At 55.4% G+C, this 16,581-nt stretch carries 18 protein-coding genes; 6 read left to right on the forward strand and 12 right to left on the reverse strand.

What is annotated here, in order from left to right; translation table 11 throughout:
* Positions 1–52: 52 nt before the first annotated feature.
* The 6 genes from ruvB to aspS all read right to left on the reverse strand — a co-directional run bounded on the left by ruvB (position 53) and on the right by aspS (position 5,308).
* Positions 53–1,063 (reverse strand): Holliday junction branch migration DNA helicase RuvB, encoded by a 1,011-nt coding sequence (gene ruvB, locus ACQG2Q_RS14395; RefSeq protein WP_006811035.1) that lies wholly within the window; start codon positions 1,061–1,063, stop codon positions 53–55.
* An 8-nt stretch (positions 1,064–1,071) separates the two neighbouring features.
* The gene (gene ruvA, locus ACQG2Q_RS14400; protein WP_022648487.1) at positions 1,072–1,686 is read right to left on the reverse strand and encodes a Holliday junction branch migration protein RuvA; all 615 of its coding nucleotides are present in this window, start codon (positions 1,684–1,686) and stop codon (positions 1,072–1,074) included.
* A gap of 80 nt (positions 1,687–1,766) precedes the next feature.
* Positions 1,767–2,288 (reverse strand): crossover junction endodeoxyribonuclease RuvC, encoded by a 522-nt coding sequence (ruvC, locus tag ACQG2Q_RS14405; protein ID WP_014884319.1) that lies wholly within the window; start codon positions 2,286–2,288, stop codon positions 1,767–1,769.
* Between the two features lie 34 nt (positions 2,289–2,322).
* Positions 2,323–3,063: a YebC/PmpR family DNA-binding transcriptional regulator gene (locus ACQG2Q_RS14410; RefSeq protein ID WP_003859747.1), complete on the reverse strand. Its 741-nt coding sequence runs from the start codon at positions 3,061–3,063 to the stop codon at positions 2,323–2,325.
* A gap of 27 nt (positions 3,064–3,090) precedes the next feature.
* Positions 3,091–3,534, reverse strand: coding sequence for a dihydroneopterin triphosphate diphosphatase (nudB, locus tag ACQG2Q_RS14415; RefSeq protein ID WP_023300445.1), 444 nt, complete (start codon positions 3,532–3,534; stop codon positions 3,091–3,093).
* Position 3,535: 1 nt separating this feature from the next.
* A complete protein-coding gene (aspS, locus tag ACQG2Q_RS14420; protein ID WP_023300446.1) occupies positions 3,536–5,308 on the reverse strand; it encodes an aspartate--tRNA ligase in 1,773 nt (590 codons plus the stop codon).
* A gap of 263 nt (positions 5,309–5,571) precedes the next feature.
* Here aspS and ACQG2Q_RS14425 point away from each other — a divergent pair, with 263 nt between their 5' ends.
* Genes ACQG2Q_RS14425 through cmoB form a run of 5 tightly spaced genes read left to right on the forward strand, consistent with a single transcriptional unit; the run spans position 5,572 to position 9,152 of the window.
* On the forward strand, positions 5,572–6,138 hold the full coding sequence (locus ACQG2Q_RS14425) for a hydrolase (protein WP_023300447.1): 567 nt from the start codon (positions 5,572–5,574) through the stop codon (positions 6,136–6,138).
* Complete coding sequence (locus tag ACQG2Q_RS14430; protein ID WP_063849176.1) at positions 6,135–6,953, forward strand: DUF72 domain-containing protein; 819 nt, start codon at positions 6,135–6,137, stop codon at positions 6,951–6,953. The genes ACQG2Q_RS14425 and ACQG2Q_RS14430 overlap by 4 nt, the downstream gene beginning before the upstream one ends.
* Before the next feature lie 51 nt (positions 6,954–7,004).
* Positions 7,005–7,400 (forward strand): MAPEG family protein, encoded by a 396-nt coding sequence (locus ACQG2Q_RS14435; RefSeq protein ID WP_003859737.1) that lies wholly within the window; start codon positions 7,005–7,007, stop codon positions 7,398–7,400.
* A gap of 40 nt (positions 7,401–7,440) precedes the next feature.
* Entirely contained in the window at positions 7,441–8,184 is a 744-nt protein-coding gene (cmoA, locus tag ACQG2Q_RS14440; protein WP_038416270.1) for a carboxy-S-adenosyl-L-methionine synthase CmoA, read from the forward strand.
* Positions 8,181–9,152, forward strand: a complete 972-nt coding sequence (cmoB, locus tag ACQG2Q_RS14445) for a tRNA 5-methoxyuridine(34)/uridine 5-oxyacetic acid(34) synthase CmoB (protein WP_015570275.1) — start codon at positions 8,181–8,183, stop codon at positions 9,150–9,152. Before cmoA ends, cmoB begins: the two co-directional genes overlap by 4 nt.
* 198 nt (positions 9,153–9,350) lie before the next feature.
* On the opposite strand, the gene cutC is transcribed toward cmoB, so the two are convergent.
* The gene (gene cutC / locus ACQG2Q_RS14450; RefSeq protein ID WP_023300450.1) at positions 9,351–10,094 is read right to left on the reverse strand and encodes a copper homeostasis protein CutC; all 744 of its coding nucleotides are present in this window, start codon (positions 10,092–10,094) and stop codon (positions 9,351–9,353) included.
* 78 nt (positions 10,095–10,172) lie between these two features.
* Positions 10,173–10,733 carry a VOC family protein gene (locus tag ACQG2Q_RS14455; protein ID WP_023306486.1) on the reverse strand — a complete coding sequence of 187 codons (561 nt, stop codon included), beginning with the start codon at positions 10,731–10,733 and terminating at the stop codon, positions 10,173–10,175.
* A gap of 238 nt (positions 10,734–10,971) precedes the next feature.
* Between ACQG2Q_RS14455 and argS the strand changes: the two genes are divergently transcribed.
* The gene (gene argS, locus ACQG2Q_RS14460; protein ID WP_023300452.1) at positions 10,972–12,705 is read left to right on the forward strand and encodes an arginine--tRNA ligase; all 1,734 of its coding nucleotides are present in this window, start codon (positions 10,972–10,974) and stop codon (positions 12,703–12,705) included.
* Positions 12,706–12,750: 45 nt separating this feature from the next.
* Here the strand turns inward: argS and ACQG2Q_RS14465 are convergent, their stop codons facing one another.
* The 4 genes from ACQG2Q_RS14465 to ACQG2Q_RS14480 all read right to left on the reverse strand — a co-directional run bounded on the left by ACQG2Q_RS14465 (position 12,751) and on the right by ACQG2Q_RS14480 (position 16,497).
* Positions 12,751–13,191 carry a DUF3421 domain-containing protein gene (locus tag ACQG2Q_RS14465; RefSeq protein WP_022648495.1) on the reverse strand — a complete coding sequence of 147 codons (441 nt, stop codon included), beginning with the start codon at positions 13,189–13,191 and terminating at the stop codon, positions 12,751–12,753.
* A 45-nt stretch (positions 13,192–13,236) separates the two neighbouring features.
* Positions 13,237–13,527, reverse strand: coding sequence for a hypothetical protein (locus tag ACQG2Q_RS14470; protein ID WP_032624037.1), 291 nt, complete (start codon positions 13,525–13,527; stop codon positions 13,237–13,239).
* 242 nt (positions 13,528–13,769) lie between these two features.
* Positions 13,770–14,909 (reverse strand): glycoside hydrolase family 88/105 protein, encoded by a 1,140-nt coding sequence (locus ACQG2Q_RS14475; RefSeq protein ID WP_032622451.1) that lies wholly within the window; start codon positions 14,907–14,909, stop codon positions 13,770–13,772.
* Between the two features lie 4 nt (positions 14,910–14,913).
* Complete coding sequence (locus ACQG2Q_RS14480) at positions 14,914–16,497, reverse strand: MFS transporter (protein WP_022648498.1); 1,584 nt, start codon at positions 16,495–16,497, stop codon at positions 14,914–14,916.
* Positions 16,498–16,581: the final 84 nt, after the last annotated feature.

The following is a 16,581-nucleotide window of genomic DNA, read 5'->3' on the forward strand; positions in this document are numbered from 1 at the left end:
TCAGCATGTCCCCGGTGGCGCTTCGCTTACCGGGGCTACCATTAATCGCTACTTACGGCATCGCGGGCGGCGTAATGCCGAAATGATTCCACGCCCGCACCGTCGCCATACGACCACGCGGGGTACGCTGCAAGAAGCCCTGCTGGATTAGATACGGCTCCAGCACGTCCTCGATAGTCTCACGCTCTTCGCCAATTGCCGCCGCCAGGTTATCCAACCCCACCGGCCCGCCAAAGAACTTATCCAGCACCGCCAGCAGCAGCTTACGGTCCATATAGTCAAAGCCTTCGGCATCAACGTTCAGCATATCCAGCGCCTGCGCAGCAATGTCAGCCGAAATGGTGCCATCGTGCTTCACCTCGGCAAAATCACGCACGCGACGCAGCAGGCGGTTGGCGATACGCGGCGTACCGCGGGAACGTTTTGCCACTTCAAACGCTCCCTCTTCGCTCATATCCAGTCCCATGTAGCGCGCGCTGCGCCCCACAATATGCTGAAGGTCGGGCACCTGATAAAACTCCAGACGCTGCACGATACCAAAACGGTCGCGTAGCGGTGAGGTCAGCGAGCCGGCGCGGGTCGTGGCACCAATCAGGGTAAACGGTGGCAGATCGATTTTGATCGAGCGCGCGGCCGGGCCTTCGCCGATCATGATATCCAGCTGGTAATCCTCCATCGCCGGATAGAGCACTTCCTCCACCACCGGGGACAGGCGGTGGATTTCATCGATAAACAGCACGTCATGCGGTTCGAGGTTGGTCAGCATCGCCGCCAGGTCCCCTGCTTTCTCCAGCACCGGGCCGGAGGTGGTACGCAGGTTAACGCCCATTTCGTTGGCGACGATATTCGCCAGAGTGGTTTTACCTAACCCCGGCGGACCAAAAATCAACAGGTGATCGAGCGCATCGCCGCGCAGCTTTGCCGCCTGGATGAAAATCTCCATCTGAGAACGAACCTGCGGCTGGCCGATGTACTCATCCAGCAGTTTGGGACGGATCGCGCGATCCACCACGTCATCTGGCTGAATGGTGCCTGCCGATACCAGGCGGTCTGCTTCAATCATCCTTTACCTCACAATGCAGCGCGCAGCGCTTCACGAATCAGAGTTTCACTGCTGGCATCCGGTTTGGCAACTTTACTCACCATACGGCTGGCCTCCTGAGGTTTATAGCCCAGCGCCACCAGCGCGGCAACCGCTTCCTGCTCGGCATCATCATCCGTCGCTGGCCCGCCCGGTGAAGTCAGCACCAGATCGGCTGCCGGAGTGAACAGATCGCCATGCAGACCTTTAAAGCGGTCCTTCATCTCGACAATCAGGCGCTCGGCGGTTTTCTTGCCGATGCCCGGAAGTTTAATTAACGCAGCCGGATCTTCGCGCTCAACGGCATTCACAAACTGTGGCGCTGACATACCGGACAGAATCGCCAGCGCCAGCTTGGGCCCGACGCCGTTGGTTTTAATTAATTCGCGGAACAGGGTGCGTTCCTGTTTGTTATTGAATCCGTACAGCAGCTGAGCGTCCTCACGCACCACAAACTGGGTAAAGACAACCGCCTCTTTGCCCGCCTCCGGCAACTCGTAGAAGCAGGTCATCGGCATATGGACTTCATAGCCCACGCCACCCACTTCCAGCAGCACTAACGGGGGTTGTTTTTCAATGATGATGCCTCTGAGTCTGCCTATCACGTGACGCTCCTGCGTTCTGGATGAAATTAACTGCCGACATAATAAAAAAAGGCTGGATAAACATCCAGCCTGATTTGTCATTATCGTAATCTGCCTCGCGCCAGATTGAGCCTCGACTCGCTCATTTGCATCGCGTTCTGGCTGACGTGGCAGTGGGTAATCGCAATGGCCAGCGCATCGGCGGCGTCGGCCTGCGGGTTCGCCGGGAGCTTCAGCAGGGTACGCACCATGTGCTGCACCTGGCTTTTCTCCGCGCTACCTATGCCCACCACCGTCTGCTTAACCTGACGGGCCGCGTATTCAAACACTGGCAGGTCCTGGTTCACGGCGGCAACTATCGCCACGCCGCGCGCCTGCCCGAGCTTTAACGCCGAGTCAGCGTTCTTCGCCATAAAGACCTGCTCGATGGCGAAAAAGTCCGGCTGAAACTGGGTGATGATCTCCGACACGCCCGCATAAATGAGCTTCAGGCGCGACGGCAGATCGTCCACTTTGGTACGAATACAGCCGCTGCCGAGGTAGGTTAGCTGGCGTCCCACCTGACGGATAACGCCATAACCGGTGACGCGTGAGCCGGGGTCAATCCCGAGGATAATCGACATCACGCGTCTCCCGTAAACGGTTTACAGGCTCTCATCAGAGAGTCGCTGCAACCTCATCAGAGATTTCACCGTTGTGATACACTTCCTGCACGTCGTCGCAGTCTTCGAGCATGTCGATCAGACGCAGCAGTTTCGGTGCGGTTTCTGCATCCATGTCCGCTTTTGTGGAAGGGATCATGGACACTTCAGCGTTATCCGCTTTCAGACCTGCCGCTTCCAGCGCATCGCGCACGGCACCCATCTCTTCCCATGCGGTGTAGACATCGATAGCGCCGTCGTCGTAGGTCACTACGTCTTCCGCACCGGCTTCCAGCGCCGCTTCCATGATCGCATCTTCGTCGCCTTTCTCGAAGGAGATGACGCCTTTTTTGCTGAACAGGTAAGCAACGGAACCGTCAGTGCCCAGGTTACCACCGGTTTTGGTGAACGCGTGGCGCACTTCCGCAACGGTACGGTTACGGTTGTCGGACAAGCACTCTACCATCACCGCCGTACCGCCAGGACCGTAACCTTCATAAATGATGGTTTCCATGTTCGCGTCTTCATCACCGCCCACGCCACGTGCGATTGCACGGTTCAGGGTGTCTCGCGTCATGTTGTTGGACAGGGCTTTATCCACCGCCGCGCGCAGACGTGGGTTAGAGGCCGGATCGCCGCCACCCAGACGCGCCGCTGTTACCAGCTCACGAATGATTTTGGTAAAGATTTTACCGCGTTTGGCATCCTGTGCCGCTTTACGGTGTTTGGTGTTGGCCCACTTACTATGACCTGCCATAAAAAGTTCTCCAAAAATCGCGCCTTCTCAGGCAGCGTTAATTACAAATTCTTCTATCGCCTGCCGGTTGCTCCATGACTTGGTCAGTGCGGCGGCATCCGCCGCATCCACCCAGCGGTAGGTCAGGTGTTCCGTGAACACGATCTCCCGCTCATGGGGAAGCGCAAGGCAGAACCACGATTCCGTATTGCGCTCAATTCCCGGTGCATAGCGATGACGTAAATGGCTAAAAATTTCAAACTCCACCGTGCGCTGACAGTCCTTCAGGGTCAGTTGCTCGCGAGCAACGTCAATGGCGACCTCTTCCTTTACTTCACGCGCGGCGGCCTGCGGCGCGGACTCCCCCTCTTCCAGACTGCCGGTAACCGACTGCCAGAAATCAGGATCGTCGCGCCGCTGCAACATCAGCACCCGCTTCGAGTCTTCTGCATAAATGACCACCAGAACCGAAACGGGACGCTTATATGCCATATCAGTTTTTCTCTTCCTTCTTCACCACCTCAATGCCCAGCTCAGCCAGCGCGGCCGGGTTGGCAAAGCTTGGCGCTTCAGTCATCAGACACGCCGCTGCGGTGGTTTTCGGGAAGGCGATAACATCACGGATGTTGTCGGTGCCGGTCAGCAGCATGGTCAGACGGTCAAGACCAAAGGCCAGACCCGCGTGCGGAGGCGTACCGTATTTCAGGGCGTCCAGCAGGAAGCCAAACTTCTCGCGCTGCTCCTGCTCGTTAATGCCCAGAATGCCGAACACGGTCTGCTGCATTTCACCGCTGTGAATACGCACGGAGCCTCCGCCCACTTCGTAGCCGTTGATAACCATATCGTAGGCATTCGCTACCGCATCTTCCGGTGCAGCCTTCAGTTCCGCCGCCGTCATGTCTTTTGGCGAGGTGAACGGGTGGTGCATCGCGGTCAGGCCGCCTTCACCGTCGTCTTCAAACATCGGGAAGTCGATCACCCACAGCGGCGCCCATTTGCTTTCATCGGTCAGGTTCAGGTCTTTGCCGAGCTTCAGACGCAGCGCGCCCATCGCATCCGCAACGACTTTCTTGTTGTCTGCGCCGAAGAAGATCATGTCGCCGTCCTGCGCGCCGGTGCGCTCCAGAATAGCTTCCACGATGTCCGCATTCAGGAATTTCGCAACAGGGCTGGTAATGCCTTCCAGACCTTTAGCACGCTCGGTTACTTTAATATAGGCCAGACCTTTCGCACCGTAGATCTTGATGAAGTTGCCGTAGTCGTCAATCTGCTTACGGCTCAGGGCAGCACCGCCCGGTACGCGCAGGGCAGCCACGCGGCCTTTCGGATCGTTAGCCGGACCAGCAAAGACCGCAAACTCAACGGCTTTCACCAGGTCTGCCACGTCCACCAGCTCCATCGGGTTACGCAGGTCTGGTTTGTCGGAGCCGTAGCGACGCTCGGCTTCCGCGAAGGTCATGATTGGGAAATCGCCCAGCTCAACGCCTTTCACGTCGTTCCACAGGCTACGCACCAGGGCTTCCATCACCTCACGCACCTGCTCGGCGGTCATGAAGGAGGTTTCCACATCGATCTGGGTAAATTCTGGCTGACGATCTGCACGCAGATCTTCATCGCGGAAGCATTTCACGATCTGATAGTAGCGGTCGAAGCCTGACATCATCAGCAGCTGTTTGAACAGCTGTGGTGACTGCGGCAGCGCATAGAATTTGCCTTTATGGACGCGGGATGGCACCAGGTAATCGCGCGCGCCTTCCGGCGTGGCTTTGGTCAGCATCGGGGTTTCGATATCGAGGAAACCGTGGTCATCCATAAAGCGACGCACCAGGCTGGTGATTTTCGCACGGGTTTTCAGGCGCTGAGCCATCTCCGGGCGACGCAGATCCAGGTAGCGGTATTTAAGACGCGCTTCTTCTGTGTTGACGTGGTTGGAGTCCAGCGGCAACGCTTCTGCGCGATTGATAATCACCAGATCGGACGCCAGCACTTCGATAGCACCGGTCGCCATATCGGCGTTGATGTTTTTCTCGTCACGCGCACGCACGGTGCCCGTCACCTGAATGCAGAACTCATTACGCAGCTCAGAGGCCAGCTTCAACGCATCAGCGCGATCCGGATCGAAGAACACCTGAACGATACCTTCGCGGTCACGCATATCAATAAAGATAAGGCTACCAAGATCGCGACGACGATTGACCCAACCACACAGGGTGACCTGCTGCCCGACGTGGGACTGACGCAGCTGCCCGCAATATTCTGTACGCATGAGATATCCCTTAATTAGCCGCAGGCTGATTGTCGCCTGTCTTACAGGCTACGATGTCGCAGCTTTCTGTATGTCACAACTGGATGAAAAAAGGCGGCTATTATACTGGAAATTCTGCCGCACGATAAGAGCGAAGCACGGCCTGACGCGTGTTTGCTGTGCTCTTATTGTCTATTCTCACAAAAATTAACAAAATTATCCGACCGATAACAGGCCATCCCGTCGTAAGGTGTAAAAAAGCAATTAATTTTACTGGAGTGACAATGTTAACGCTTGATGCCACCAAAACCGCCCTTGTGGTCATTGATTTACAGGAAGGGATCCTGCCTTTTGCCGGTGGTCCACACACCGCTGACGATGTTGTAAGCCGTGCTGCGCGTCTGGCGGAAAAATGCCGGGCCAGCGGTGCGCCTGTCGTCATGGTGCGCGTCGGCTGGTCCACTGATTTCGCCGAAGCGCTAAAGCAGCCAGTTGATGCTCAGGCCCCGGCGCATGCGCTGCCGGACAACTGGTGGACATACCCGGTCTCGCTCGGTAAACGCGACAGCGATGTAGAAGTCACCAAACGCCAGTGGGGCGCATTCTATGGCACTGACCTGGAGCTCCAGCTGCGCCGTCGCGGGATAGACACTATTATTCTGTGCGGGATCTCCACCAACATCGGTGTGGAATCCACCGCCCGTAACGCCTGGGAGCTGGGCTTTAATCTGGTGATAGCGGAAGATGCGTGCAGCGCAGCCTCTGCGGATCAGCATCAGGGCAGCATGACCCATATCTTCCCGCGTATTGGTCGCGTGCGCAGCACGGATGAGATCCTCAGCGCGCTATGATGTACGTGGGTTTGCCCCAGTGGTCGCACCCGAAATGGGTGCGCCTGGGTATTACTGGCCTTGAAGAGTATGCCCGACACTTTAACTGCGTGGAGGGCAATACCACGCTGTACGCTCTGCCACGCAAGGAGATCGTCGAGCGCTGGCGCGAGCAAACCACCGACGATTTCCGCTTTTGCTTCAAATTTCCGGCAACCATCTCCCACAACGCCGCACTACGAAACTGCGATGATTTAACCCACGAGTTTTTCACCCGGATGTCGCCCCTGGCAAACCGTGTTGGCCAGTACTGGCTCCAGCTTCCCGCCACGTTCGGCCCGCGCGATCTACAAGCCCTCTGGCAGTTTCTCGACGCCCTGCCCCACGATTTCACGTACGGTGTGGAGGTGAGGCATCCAGATTTCTTTGCCAAAGGCGACGCGGAGAAAGCGCTGAATCGCGGCCTGCATGAACGATCGGTCAACCGCGTGATCCTCGACAGCCGCCCCGTGCACAGCGCAATCCCGCACAGCGAAGCCGTTGTTGATGCCCAGCGCAAAAAACCGAAAGTACCGGTTCACGCCATTGTTACCGCGCAGAACCCGATGGTCCGGTTTATCGGCAGCGATAACATGCAACAGAATGAGGAGATGTTCGCCGTCTGGCTGCAAACGCTCGCGAAATGGGAGCAAACCACCACTCCGTACCTGTTTTTACATACGCCGGATATTGCCCAGGCACCTGAACTGGTCGATGCTCTCTGGCAGGCCTTGCAGCAGGCGGTTCCGTCGGTTGGCCCCGCGCCGTCCATCCCACAACAATCTTCTCTTTTCTGAAATCACCCCCTATCATAGAGACGTGCCATCTGCCAAAAACAGGGAGTTAGTATGGTCAGCGCGCTGTATGCGGTGTTAGGTGCATTACTGCTGATTAAATTTTCATTTGATGTTGTGCGCCTGAGAATGCAGTACCGCGTCTCCTACGGTGACGGGGGCTTTTCTGAGCTGCAAAGCGCAATCCGGATCCACGGCAACGCGGTCGAGTACATTCCCGTCGCGTTAATTTTACTGCTGTTAATGGAGATGGATGGCGCTGAAACCTGGATGGTGCACGTCTGTGGGCTGCTGCTGATTGCAGGTCGTTTGATGCATTATTATGGTTTTCACCACCGCCTGATCCGCTGGCGTCGTTCCGGCATGAGCGCGACCTGGTGCTCGCTTTTGCTGATGGTGCTGGCTAACCTTTGGTATATGCCGTGGGAGTTGGTTTTCTCCTTCCATTAGCGCACAATATGCCCCTTTATTTTTCCCGGATTTTTACGTTATGTCAGATCGCGACACGCTTTTTTCCGCGCCTATCGCCAGCCTGGGCGACTGGACCTTTGATGAACGGGTAGCCGAAGTCTTCCCGGATATGATCCAGCGCTCTGTTCCCGGTTATTCCAATATCATCTCCATGATCGGCATGCTGGCGGAGCGTTTCGTTCAACCCGGCACGCAGGTCTATGACCTGGGCTGTTCGCTGGGAGCGGCAACGCTGTCCATTCGTCGTAACGTTCATCACGAAGGCTGCAAGATTGTGGCTGTCGATAACTCACCGGCCATGGTTGAACGCTGCCGTCGCCACATTGACGCGTATAAAGCCCCTACGCCTGTGGAGGTGGTGGAAGGCGATATCCGCGATATCGACATCCAGAACGCCTCGATGGTGGTCCTGAACTTTACCCTTCAGTTCCTGGTGCCGGACGATCGTCAGCGGTTGCTGGATAAAATTTATCAGGGCCTCAACCCGGGCGGCGCGCTGGTGTTGTCTGAGAAATTCAGCTTTGAAGACGCCAGCGTGGGCGAACTGCTGTTCAATATGCACCATGATTTCAAGCGTGCAAACGGCTACAGCGAGCTGGAGATCAGCCAGAAGCGCAGCATGCTTGAAAACGTCATGCTGACGGATTCCGTTGAAACACACAAAGCGCGCCTGCGCAAAGCTGGATTCGAACACAGCGAACTGTGGTTCCAGTGCTTTAATTTTGGTTCTCTGGTGGCGCTGAAAGCCGGAGACACAGCATGATCGAGTTCGGTAATTTCTATCAGCTGATTGCCAAAAACCACCTTTCCCACTGGCTGGAAACCCTGCCTGCGCAAATTGCCACCTGGCAGCGCGATCAGCAGCATGGTCTGTTGAAGCAGTGGTCCAACGCCGTGGAGTTTCTGCCTGAACTGACGCCTCATCGTCTGGATTTACTGCACAGCGTGACGGCGGAGAGCGAAGAGCCGCTCCCGGCCGGGCAGATCAACCGCATCGAAACGCTGATGCGGAACCTGATGCCGTGGCGCAAAGGGCCGTTCTCGCTGTACGGCGTGAACATCAATACCGAATGGCGCTCAGACTGGAAGTGGGATCGCGTTCTGCCGCATTTATCCGACCTGACCGGGCGCACCATTCTGGACGTGGGCTGCGGTAGCGGCTATCACATGTGGCGCATGATCGGCGCAGGCGCGCATCTGGCCGTCGGTATCGATCCGATGCAGCTGTTCCTGTGCCAGTTTGAAGCGGTGCGAAAGCTGCTGGGTAACGACCAGCGCGCGCACCTGCTGCCGCTGGGTATCGAGCAACTCCCTGCCCTGAAAGCGTTTGATACCGTGTTCTCGATGGGCGTGCTGTACCACCGTCGTTCCCCGCTGGAGCATCTCTGGCAACTGAAAGATCAGCTGGTCAGCGGCGGTGAGCTGGTGCTGGAAACGCTGGTCATCGAAGGGGATGAACATGCCGTTCTGGTGCCAGGCGATCGCTATGCGCAGATGCGCAACGTTTACTTCATCCCTTCCGCGCTGGCGCTGAAGAACTGGCTGGAGAAATGTGGGTTTGTCGATGTACGCATCGCCGATGTGTGCGTGACGTCGGTTGAGGAACAGCGCCGCACCGACTGGATGATCACCGAATCGCTGGAGCAGTTCCTCGACCCGGACGATCACAGTAAAACCATCGAAGGCTATCCGGCCCCGATGCGTGCGGTATTGATTGCGACCAAGCCGTAGTATTTATCCCCTCACCCCGGCCCTCTCCCCAAAGGGGCGAGGGTGAAAAGACCGCACCGTGCAGTTCCCTCTCCCCTGTGGGGAGAGGGTTAGGGTGAGGGGCAAGAATAAAAAAAGGCCCCTGTTGAAATTGCAGGGGCCTGGTACAAGCAAGCATCATATTGGGCGACATGATGCGCGGTAAAAATCGGTACGTTGCTACACGTGATGACGTTCAATCAGCGATTTCATTTCCGCAACCGACTCTCCATCCACACCGTAGCGCGAGTACTCATCCGCTTCAGCATCCGTCGACATTGACAACCCTGTATTGCGATAACGCATGGGTGAAGGTATCCATTTACCCGCCGAGCTGTGTAGCTCTTCCACCCCTGCGTTTAAAAACAGTTCCAGATTGCTGGCGCGTACTCCTGCGCCCGCCATGATTATTGGAACACCGGAATGTGCTTTTAGTTCCGTAATTAATTTCAGTCCTTTTTCAGCCGAGGGCTGCTGACCCGACGTCAGAACGCGCGCCACGCCCAGTTCTGCCAGCGTATCAAAGGCTTGTATCGGATCCTGACACATATCGAACGCACGATGAAAAGTGACCGCCATTCCCTGGGCTGCGCGCATGACCTGGCGCATACGCGAAAGATCGATGTTTCCGTCTTCGTCCAGCACACCGATCACCAGCCCCGGAAAACCGGAATCACGGACGAGGGCGATATCCTCAAGCATGGCACTGAACTCACCCGCCGTATAACAAAAATCACCGCCGCGCGGGCGAATAATCGGGTGCACCGGAATGGTGATGGCCTGACGGGCTGATTTCAACACGCCAAAGGACGGGGTCAATCCCCCTTCTTTCGGTGCCGCGCAAAGCTCGATGCGATCGGCCCCCTGCCGTTGCGCAGTGACGGCACACTCCACGCTGTAACAACAAATTTCCAGCAGCGCCATGTCATCCTCCTCAAATTTTACTCAACGTACCATCGTGGCACGTTGCCCGATTCGTGTCTGGATCGACGCTCACAGTGCTTACGCTTCGCTGGCGACGATCTGCTCAATAGTCCAGGGATGGAATTTCACCGTCACGCTGCCGTCCGTTACGGCAAGCGTAGGGTTCGGTAAGCGTTCGCGCTCACCTTTTGGCGAGCTGGTTTTGACGAAAATACCCGGCTGGCTTAACCCCTCGTCGGAAAGCAGCGCCAGCGCACGGGCGTTCAGCGTCTCGGGCTCCCCAGGCAGAACAATTTCGATATGCTCCCAGCCTTCGTGCGGATAACGCTTCTCTCCTGGCCAGGGCAGTTCCACAACGGTGAATTGCCAGTGCGCCACCGTAACCGGCGCGTGAAGTTTGAACAGGCAAATCGGGCGACCGTTAATGATATTCTCTGACAGCAGTTCACCGCACTGTTCAAAGCCACGCCGCCAGCGTTCTGCGGTGGCATTCTGATGGCAGCGCAAAGAGATGTGATCTGCCTCAAGCGGCGCGATATCCAGCCCGAGACGGGTGGCAAGTTCTGTGAACGCCTGGGTGAAGCGCGGTAAATCTGCGGAAATATCATGCAGTTCGTCAATGGTGTGCCAGTTCGCCATAGGTCAGTCTCGTTTCGTGTCGCAAAGCCGCTAATTTACTCTGTTGCCCTCTGTCGACCAACCGCATAATCACGGTTTTTTCGACTGCATGATTATGCATACCGTCTTCGCCTGGATTCTGAGCGATCTTCGCCCCCCGCAGGGCTGACGCCCGAGGCCATTTGCAGTATACTCCCGCCCTAAATTCTTAAACTGGCGTGGGTGTTTTTTACCCGCATCAAAAACGTAAGGTATCCAGGTGAATATTCAGGCTCTTCTCTCAGAAAAAGTCAGTCAGGCACTGATTGCCGCAGGTGCGCCTGCGGATTGCGAACCACAGGTTCGTCAGTCAGCGAAAGTACAGTTTGGCGACTATCAGGCTAATGGCGTGATGGCAGTGGCTAAAAAACTGGGCATGCCGCCGCGACAGCTCGCTGAGCAGGTACTGACGCATCTGGATCTCAACGGCATCGCCAGCAAAACCGAAATCGCCGGTCCGGGCTTTATCAACATTTTCCTTGAGCCTGCGTTCCTGGCAAGCCACGTTGACGCGGCGCTGAAATCTGACCGTCTTGGCGTGGCTCAGCCAGAAGCGCAGACTGTGGTGGTTGACTACTCCGCGCCAAACGTGGCGAAGGAGATGCACGTCGGTCACCTGCGCTCCACCATTATCGGTGATGCGGCCGTGCGTACCCTGGAGTTCCTCGGTCACAAGGTGATCCGCGCTAACCACGTAGGCGACTGGGGCACGCAGTTCGGTATGCTGATCGCATATCTGGAAAAACAGCAGCAGGAAAACGCAGGCGAAATGGCGCTGGCAGACCTGGAAGGTTTCTACCGTGAAGCCAAAAAACACTACGACGAAGACGAAGCCTTTGCCGAGCGCGCGCGCAGCTACGTGGTGAAACTTCAAGGCGGCGATCCGTACTTCCTCGAGATGTGGCGCAAGCTGGTGGACATCACCATGTCCCAGAACCAGCTTACCTATAACCGTCTGAACGTGACCCTGACCCGCGACGACGTAATGGGTGAAAGCCTGTATAACCCGATGCTGCCGGGCATTGTGGCGGACCTGAAAGCCAAAAACCTGGCGGTGGAAAGCGAAGGCGCAACGGTAGTATTCCTTGATGAGTATAAAAACAAGGAAGGCGAACCGATGGGCGTGATCGTCCAGAAAAAGGATGGCGGCTATCTCTACACCACCACCGATATCGCCTGTGCGAAATACCGTTACGAAACCCTGCATGCGGACCGCGTGCTGTATTACATCGACTCCCGTCAGCACCAGCACCTGATGCAGGCGTGGACTATCGTGCGTAAAGCGGGTTATGTACCTGAATCCGTGCCGCTGGAACACCACATGTTCGGCATGATGCTGGGTAAAGACGGTAAGCCGTTCAAAACCCGTGCGGGCGGCACCGTGAAGCTCTCCGATCTGCTGGATGAAGCGCTGGAGCGCGCCCGTCGCCTGGTGGCCGAGAAGAACCCGGATATGCCTGCTGACGAGCTGGAGAAACTGGCTAACGCGGTTGGGATCGGTGCGGTAAAATACGCGGATCTCTCCAAGAACCGTACCACCGACTATATCTTCGACTGGGACAACATGCTGGCGTTTGAAGGCAACACGGCGCCGTACATGCAGTACGCTTACACCCGCGTACTCTCCGTCTTCCGTAAAGCCAGTATTGACGAAAGCGTGCTGGCGAACGCCACGGTGACCCTTACCGAAGACCGTGAAGCACAGCTGGCTGCCCGCCTGCTTCAGTTCGAAGAGACGCTCTCTGTGGTCGCGCGCGACGGTACGCCGCACGTTATGTGTGCATACCTTTACGATCTGGCCGGTCTGTTCTCTGGCTTCTACGAACACTGCCCTATCCTGACCGCCGAGAGCGAAGCGGTGCGTAACAGCCGCCTGAAGCTGGCGCAGCTGACGGCGAAGACCCTGAAACTGGGTCTGGATACCCTGGGTATCGAAACCATAGAACGTATGTAAAAAAGAAACCCGGCGGTTGCCGGGTTTTTTTATAAATGAACGCCATCAGTCGTGAACGAGTACCTGGAAGGTATCTAATTCATACTCTCTGCCGTTATAGCCGATGCAGCAACCTCTGCTGAGGTGACTTCCAGCTTTACCCACAAAGAGACCGTTATCGAATTTTGCACGGGCAACGTAGAGCTTAGTGCCATTGGCTTCATGTCCCGCCTCAACCATATTCGGTGGGAAATGTTTATCCTTAACGTCTACCCATTTTAAAGCGCCCACGTAAACTTCAAATTCATTACAAAAGTGCTCTCTTCCTCCCCATGGGACCCATGCCGTATTGCCGAACACCCATTTCCCCGGATGAATCCCACCATTCACTTTTGCGCGAATAATAAACAATGGAGATGGTCCTTTGATACCAGGAACACCTATTTCATAACCTGCTACAGGCGCGTCCAATGGGATAAACTCATCTCTTTTCGCTGATTTCCACATAATGATGTCCTTTTCAGTCTAAATAATTATCCGTAGTTAAAATCATTAAAACTCAGAAATTGAATGAATGGCAAAGTCATTATTCAGGCTTTGAAAAATAATCACCTTAACCAGTGATTTTTCCGGGCCTTCCGCATGGATAAAACGGCGAAGCGCAATAAAGGTATGGAACTGGCCAGCCACAAGCTGGCTTCCGACATACAGTAGTGGGAAATAACCCGCACCATCAATATCCTTGAAAACCGTGTCGAACATATTGATATGTTCTTCAGACATTTTATCAGCATGCATATTTACAGCAGGGTTAACGATAATACCGCCCATTGTATTTTCCATTGCATCACTCCTTGTATGAATATTAGAAGAATCTTAACGCAGATAAAAAATAGGATAAATACGGATTGTGTTTTGTGAAGAAAATCACGATTTAATACTAAGCGCAACGTATTTCCAGCCTAGTATTCACCCCATCAATATAACCCGCCTGATATTGATAGCGTAAGGTATTTTCCCGGTACCATTATTAAAAAAGCCTCTTCTAAAAGAGGCTTTGCAGTAATGAGATTATTATTCAGGTATTAAAAATATTTCCGTAAATATTCCGTCAGGCACAAAATCGCCATTGCCTGTCCATACGGCATCGAGGTCAGCGGTATCTGGCGGTAAAACGCCAGATCGCTGCCCATCCCCGTCCCGAAGGACGTTTGCAGCAGTTCCCCTTCCGGCGAGATGTTTTGCACGATACCGCGGATCGCTTTCTCCGCCACCTCTGCATACTCTGCGCCGACATACCGCTTGCGCACGGCTTTCAGAATGCCGTAGGCAAACCCTGCCGTGGCCGACGCCTCCAGATAAGAATCAGGATCGTCCAGCAGCGTATGCCACAATCCACTCTCATCCTGACATTTTGCCAGTGCGGCGATCTGCGCATTTAGCACCTGCACCAGATAGCGACGAACGGCGTTGTTTTCTGGCAGATCCACCAGTTCGAGGAAATCCGGGATCACGATGGTCAGCCAGCTGTTGCCGCGCGCCCAGCGGGCCCGGGCAAAGTTGTGATTGCCGTCGTAATTCCAGCCGTGGAACCACAGCCCCGTCTCACGATCCATCAGGTTCTGTACGTGGAGCAGGAATTGATAGATCGCCTCCTCGACGTACTCCGGCTTGTTAAGCAGTTTGCCGATTTTCGCCAGCGGCAGCACCGTCATCATCAGCGTGTCATCCCACATCTGCTGATGGTTCTCTTCCGCCAGTGTGATGTGCTGCATGCCGCCATGTTCGGTGCGCGGCATCTCATTCATCGCCCATTCCGCCCAGCTTTCCAGCCACGGCAGCCAGGCCGGGTTTTTGGTCTCTTCGTAGCGATACGCCAGCGTCAGGAACGGCGACATGGTATTCACGTTTTTGGTGGTTGCGCCTTCTGCGAAACGGTCATTAAACCAGCTGTCGATAATCTCGCGCATGCCTGCGTCACCGGTCTGGCAGTAATACTGCCAGATACCGTACAAACCAACGCCGTGCGTCCATTCCCATCCGGCCCAGCCTTTGGTGTCGATCACGCGCCCGTCGTCCAGCCGCAGCAAAAACTCACCCGTTTTGTCGTGGATATTGACCAGATTATGCGTCACCTTTTGAATCAGCGATTTCAGTTCATCCCTGGCGATAAAGCGCTCAGGCTGACGCAGTAACGGGCTATGTTTGACAGGCCAAACTTTCATCATCTTAACCTCTGTTGTATGTCGAATTCAGTACCGCACGATCCTTCAGCGAAGGGGCCGCCGGCTTGTTGCGATTCAGGTAACCGATATTGTTGTTGCCCCACAGGGATTCATACGGCATACCGGCCAGCATCTCCACGGTGGCGCGGGCCTGCGGGGTCGCCGCCTCCGGCATCGCATGGCCGGACTCGCGCATTTTCGCGGTCTCTTCACGCAGGGTGCTGTGGGTCTGCAAATTGAGTTTGAAGCGCAGGGAGACCAGGAAGCCGCAGAACAGTACCAGAATGGTGCCGACGCTCAGGATCATCAGGATAGTGTGGCTCACTTCCGCAGGCTGCACTTTTTGACCGCTGACAAAGCCAGACATCTGCATCACGATCCCCACCAGCATTACCGCACCGGCCTGGGACGCTTTACGGGTCAGCGTCATGATGCCCGCGAAGATCCCTTCGCGACGCTGACCGGTGATCACTTCGTCCACGTCAGCAATATAGGTGTAGGTATTCCACGGTACGTAGTTGATACCCCCGCGGCCAAGACCGGCAACCGCAGAGATCAGCAGCAGCAGAGCGTAAACGTCGCTCAGGCCCGCGTAATAAAGCACCGCGTAAGAGAGCGAGGCCAGGCCAAACAGCACGACCACCATGCGGTAAGACGGCGCAGGTCCGAAGCGAATGCACAGCGGGATCATGCCAATCACGGCGAGGAACTGGAAGATGGCCATCGTGCCCAGCAGGTTGGACGCCATGGATGCTTCCTGCATCAGCACAAACACCACGTAATAGGTGAATACGGCGTTGAACACATCCTGGGCAATATAGCCGCCGAGATACATGCCCAGATGCTGGCGGAAAATCTTGATACGCAGCGTCGAACTTAATTCGACAAAAAGACGGTTCAGGCTCTGTCCCAGGGTCAGCTTTTTCTTCTCTTCTTCAGCGCGCAGGGCTGCTTCAGACCACTCTTCCCGCGGACGCTCCCAGGTGAAGAACCAGACGAAAGTAAGCATCAGCGCGCAGAGTACAGAGAAGACCAGGCTTGCATAGAAGAAGGAGATCGCGTTGTCTTTGCCGAAATGCGTGAGCAGGATCCCCGGCAGGAAGGAGGCCAGAATGGCGGACATCTGGGCCATGGAGATACGCGCCCCGGAGAATTTGGTTTTTTGTTTGAAATCGTCAGTCATTTCCGGCACCAGCGTTTCATACGGCACCAGAATCATGGTGTAAACAATATCAAAGATCAGATACGTCAGGAGGTAATACCAGAAACTCATGTCCCCTACCCACATCAGCGAGTAGCTGAAAACGCAGGGAATACCGAGCAGGATGAAGAACTTACGCCGGCCAAAACGCTTACCCAGCCAGGTGGTACCAAAATTATCGGTTAAAAAGCCCATTAACGGACTGACAACCGCATCCAGCACCCTTGCGGCTGCGAAGATAAAGGTTGCTTCAATCGGTGTGAGTCCACAGAAGGTCGTATAAAAATACAAAAGCCAGGCGGCCGTCAGGGCGGTAGTCCCCGCGCCGAGGAAGTCCCCTGAACCGTAAGCAAGATAATTTGCGAGTCCAATTTTACGTGTTTTCATTGCCGTCAACCCTAATCAGTTTTGGGAGACTCCCTGTAAGCAAACCTCGTCCGGGAGCTTTTACACGGCTACAGTAAAAGTATC

The sequence above is a fragment of the Enterobacter cloacae complex sp. 370H10 genome, from assembly GCF_050031535.1.
Lineage (GTDB): Bacteria > Pseudomonadota > Gammaproteobacteria > Enterobacterales > Enterobacteriaceae > Enterobacter > Enterobacter intestinihominis.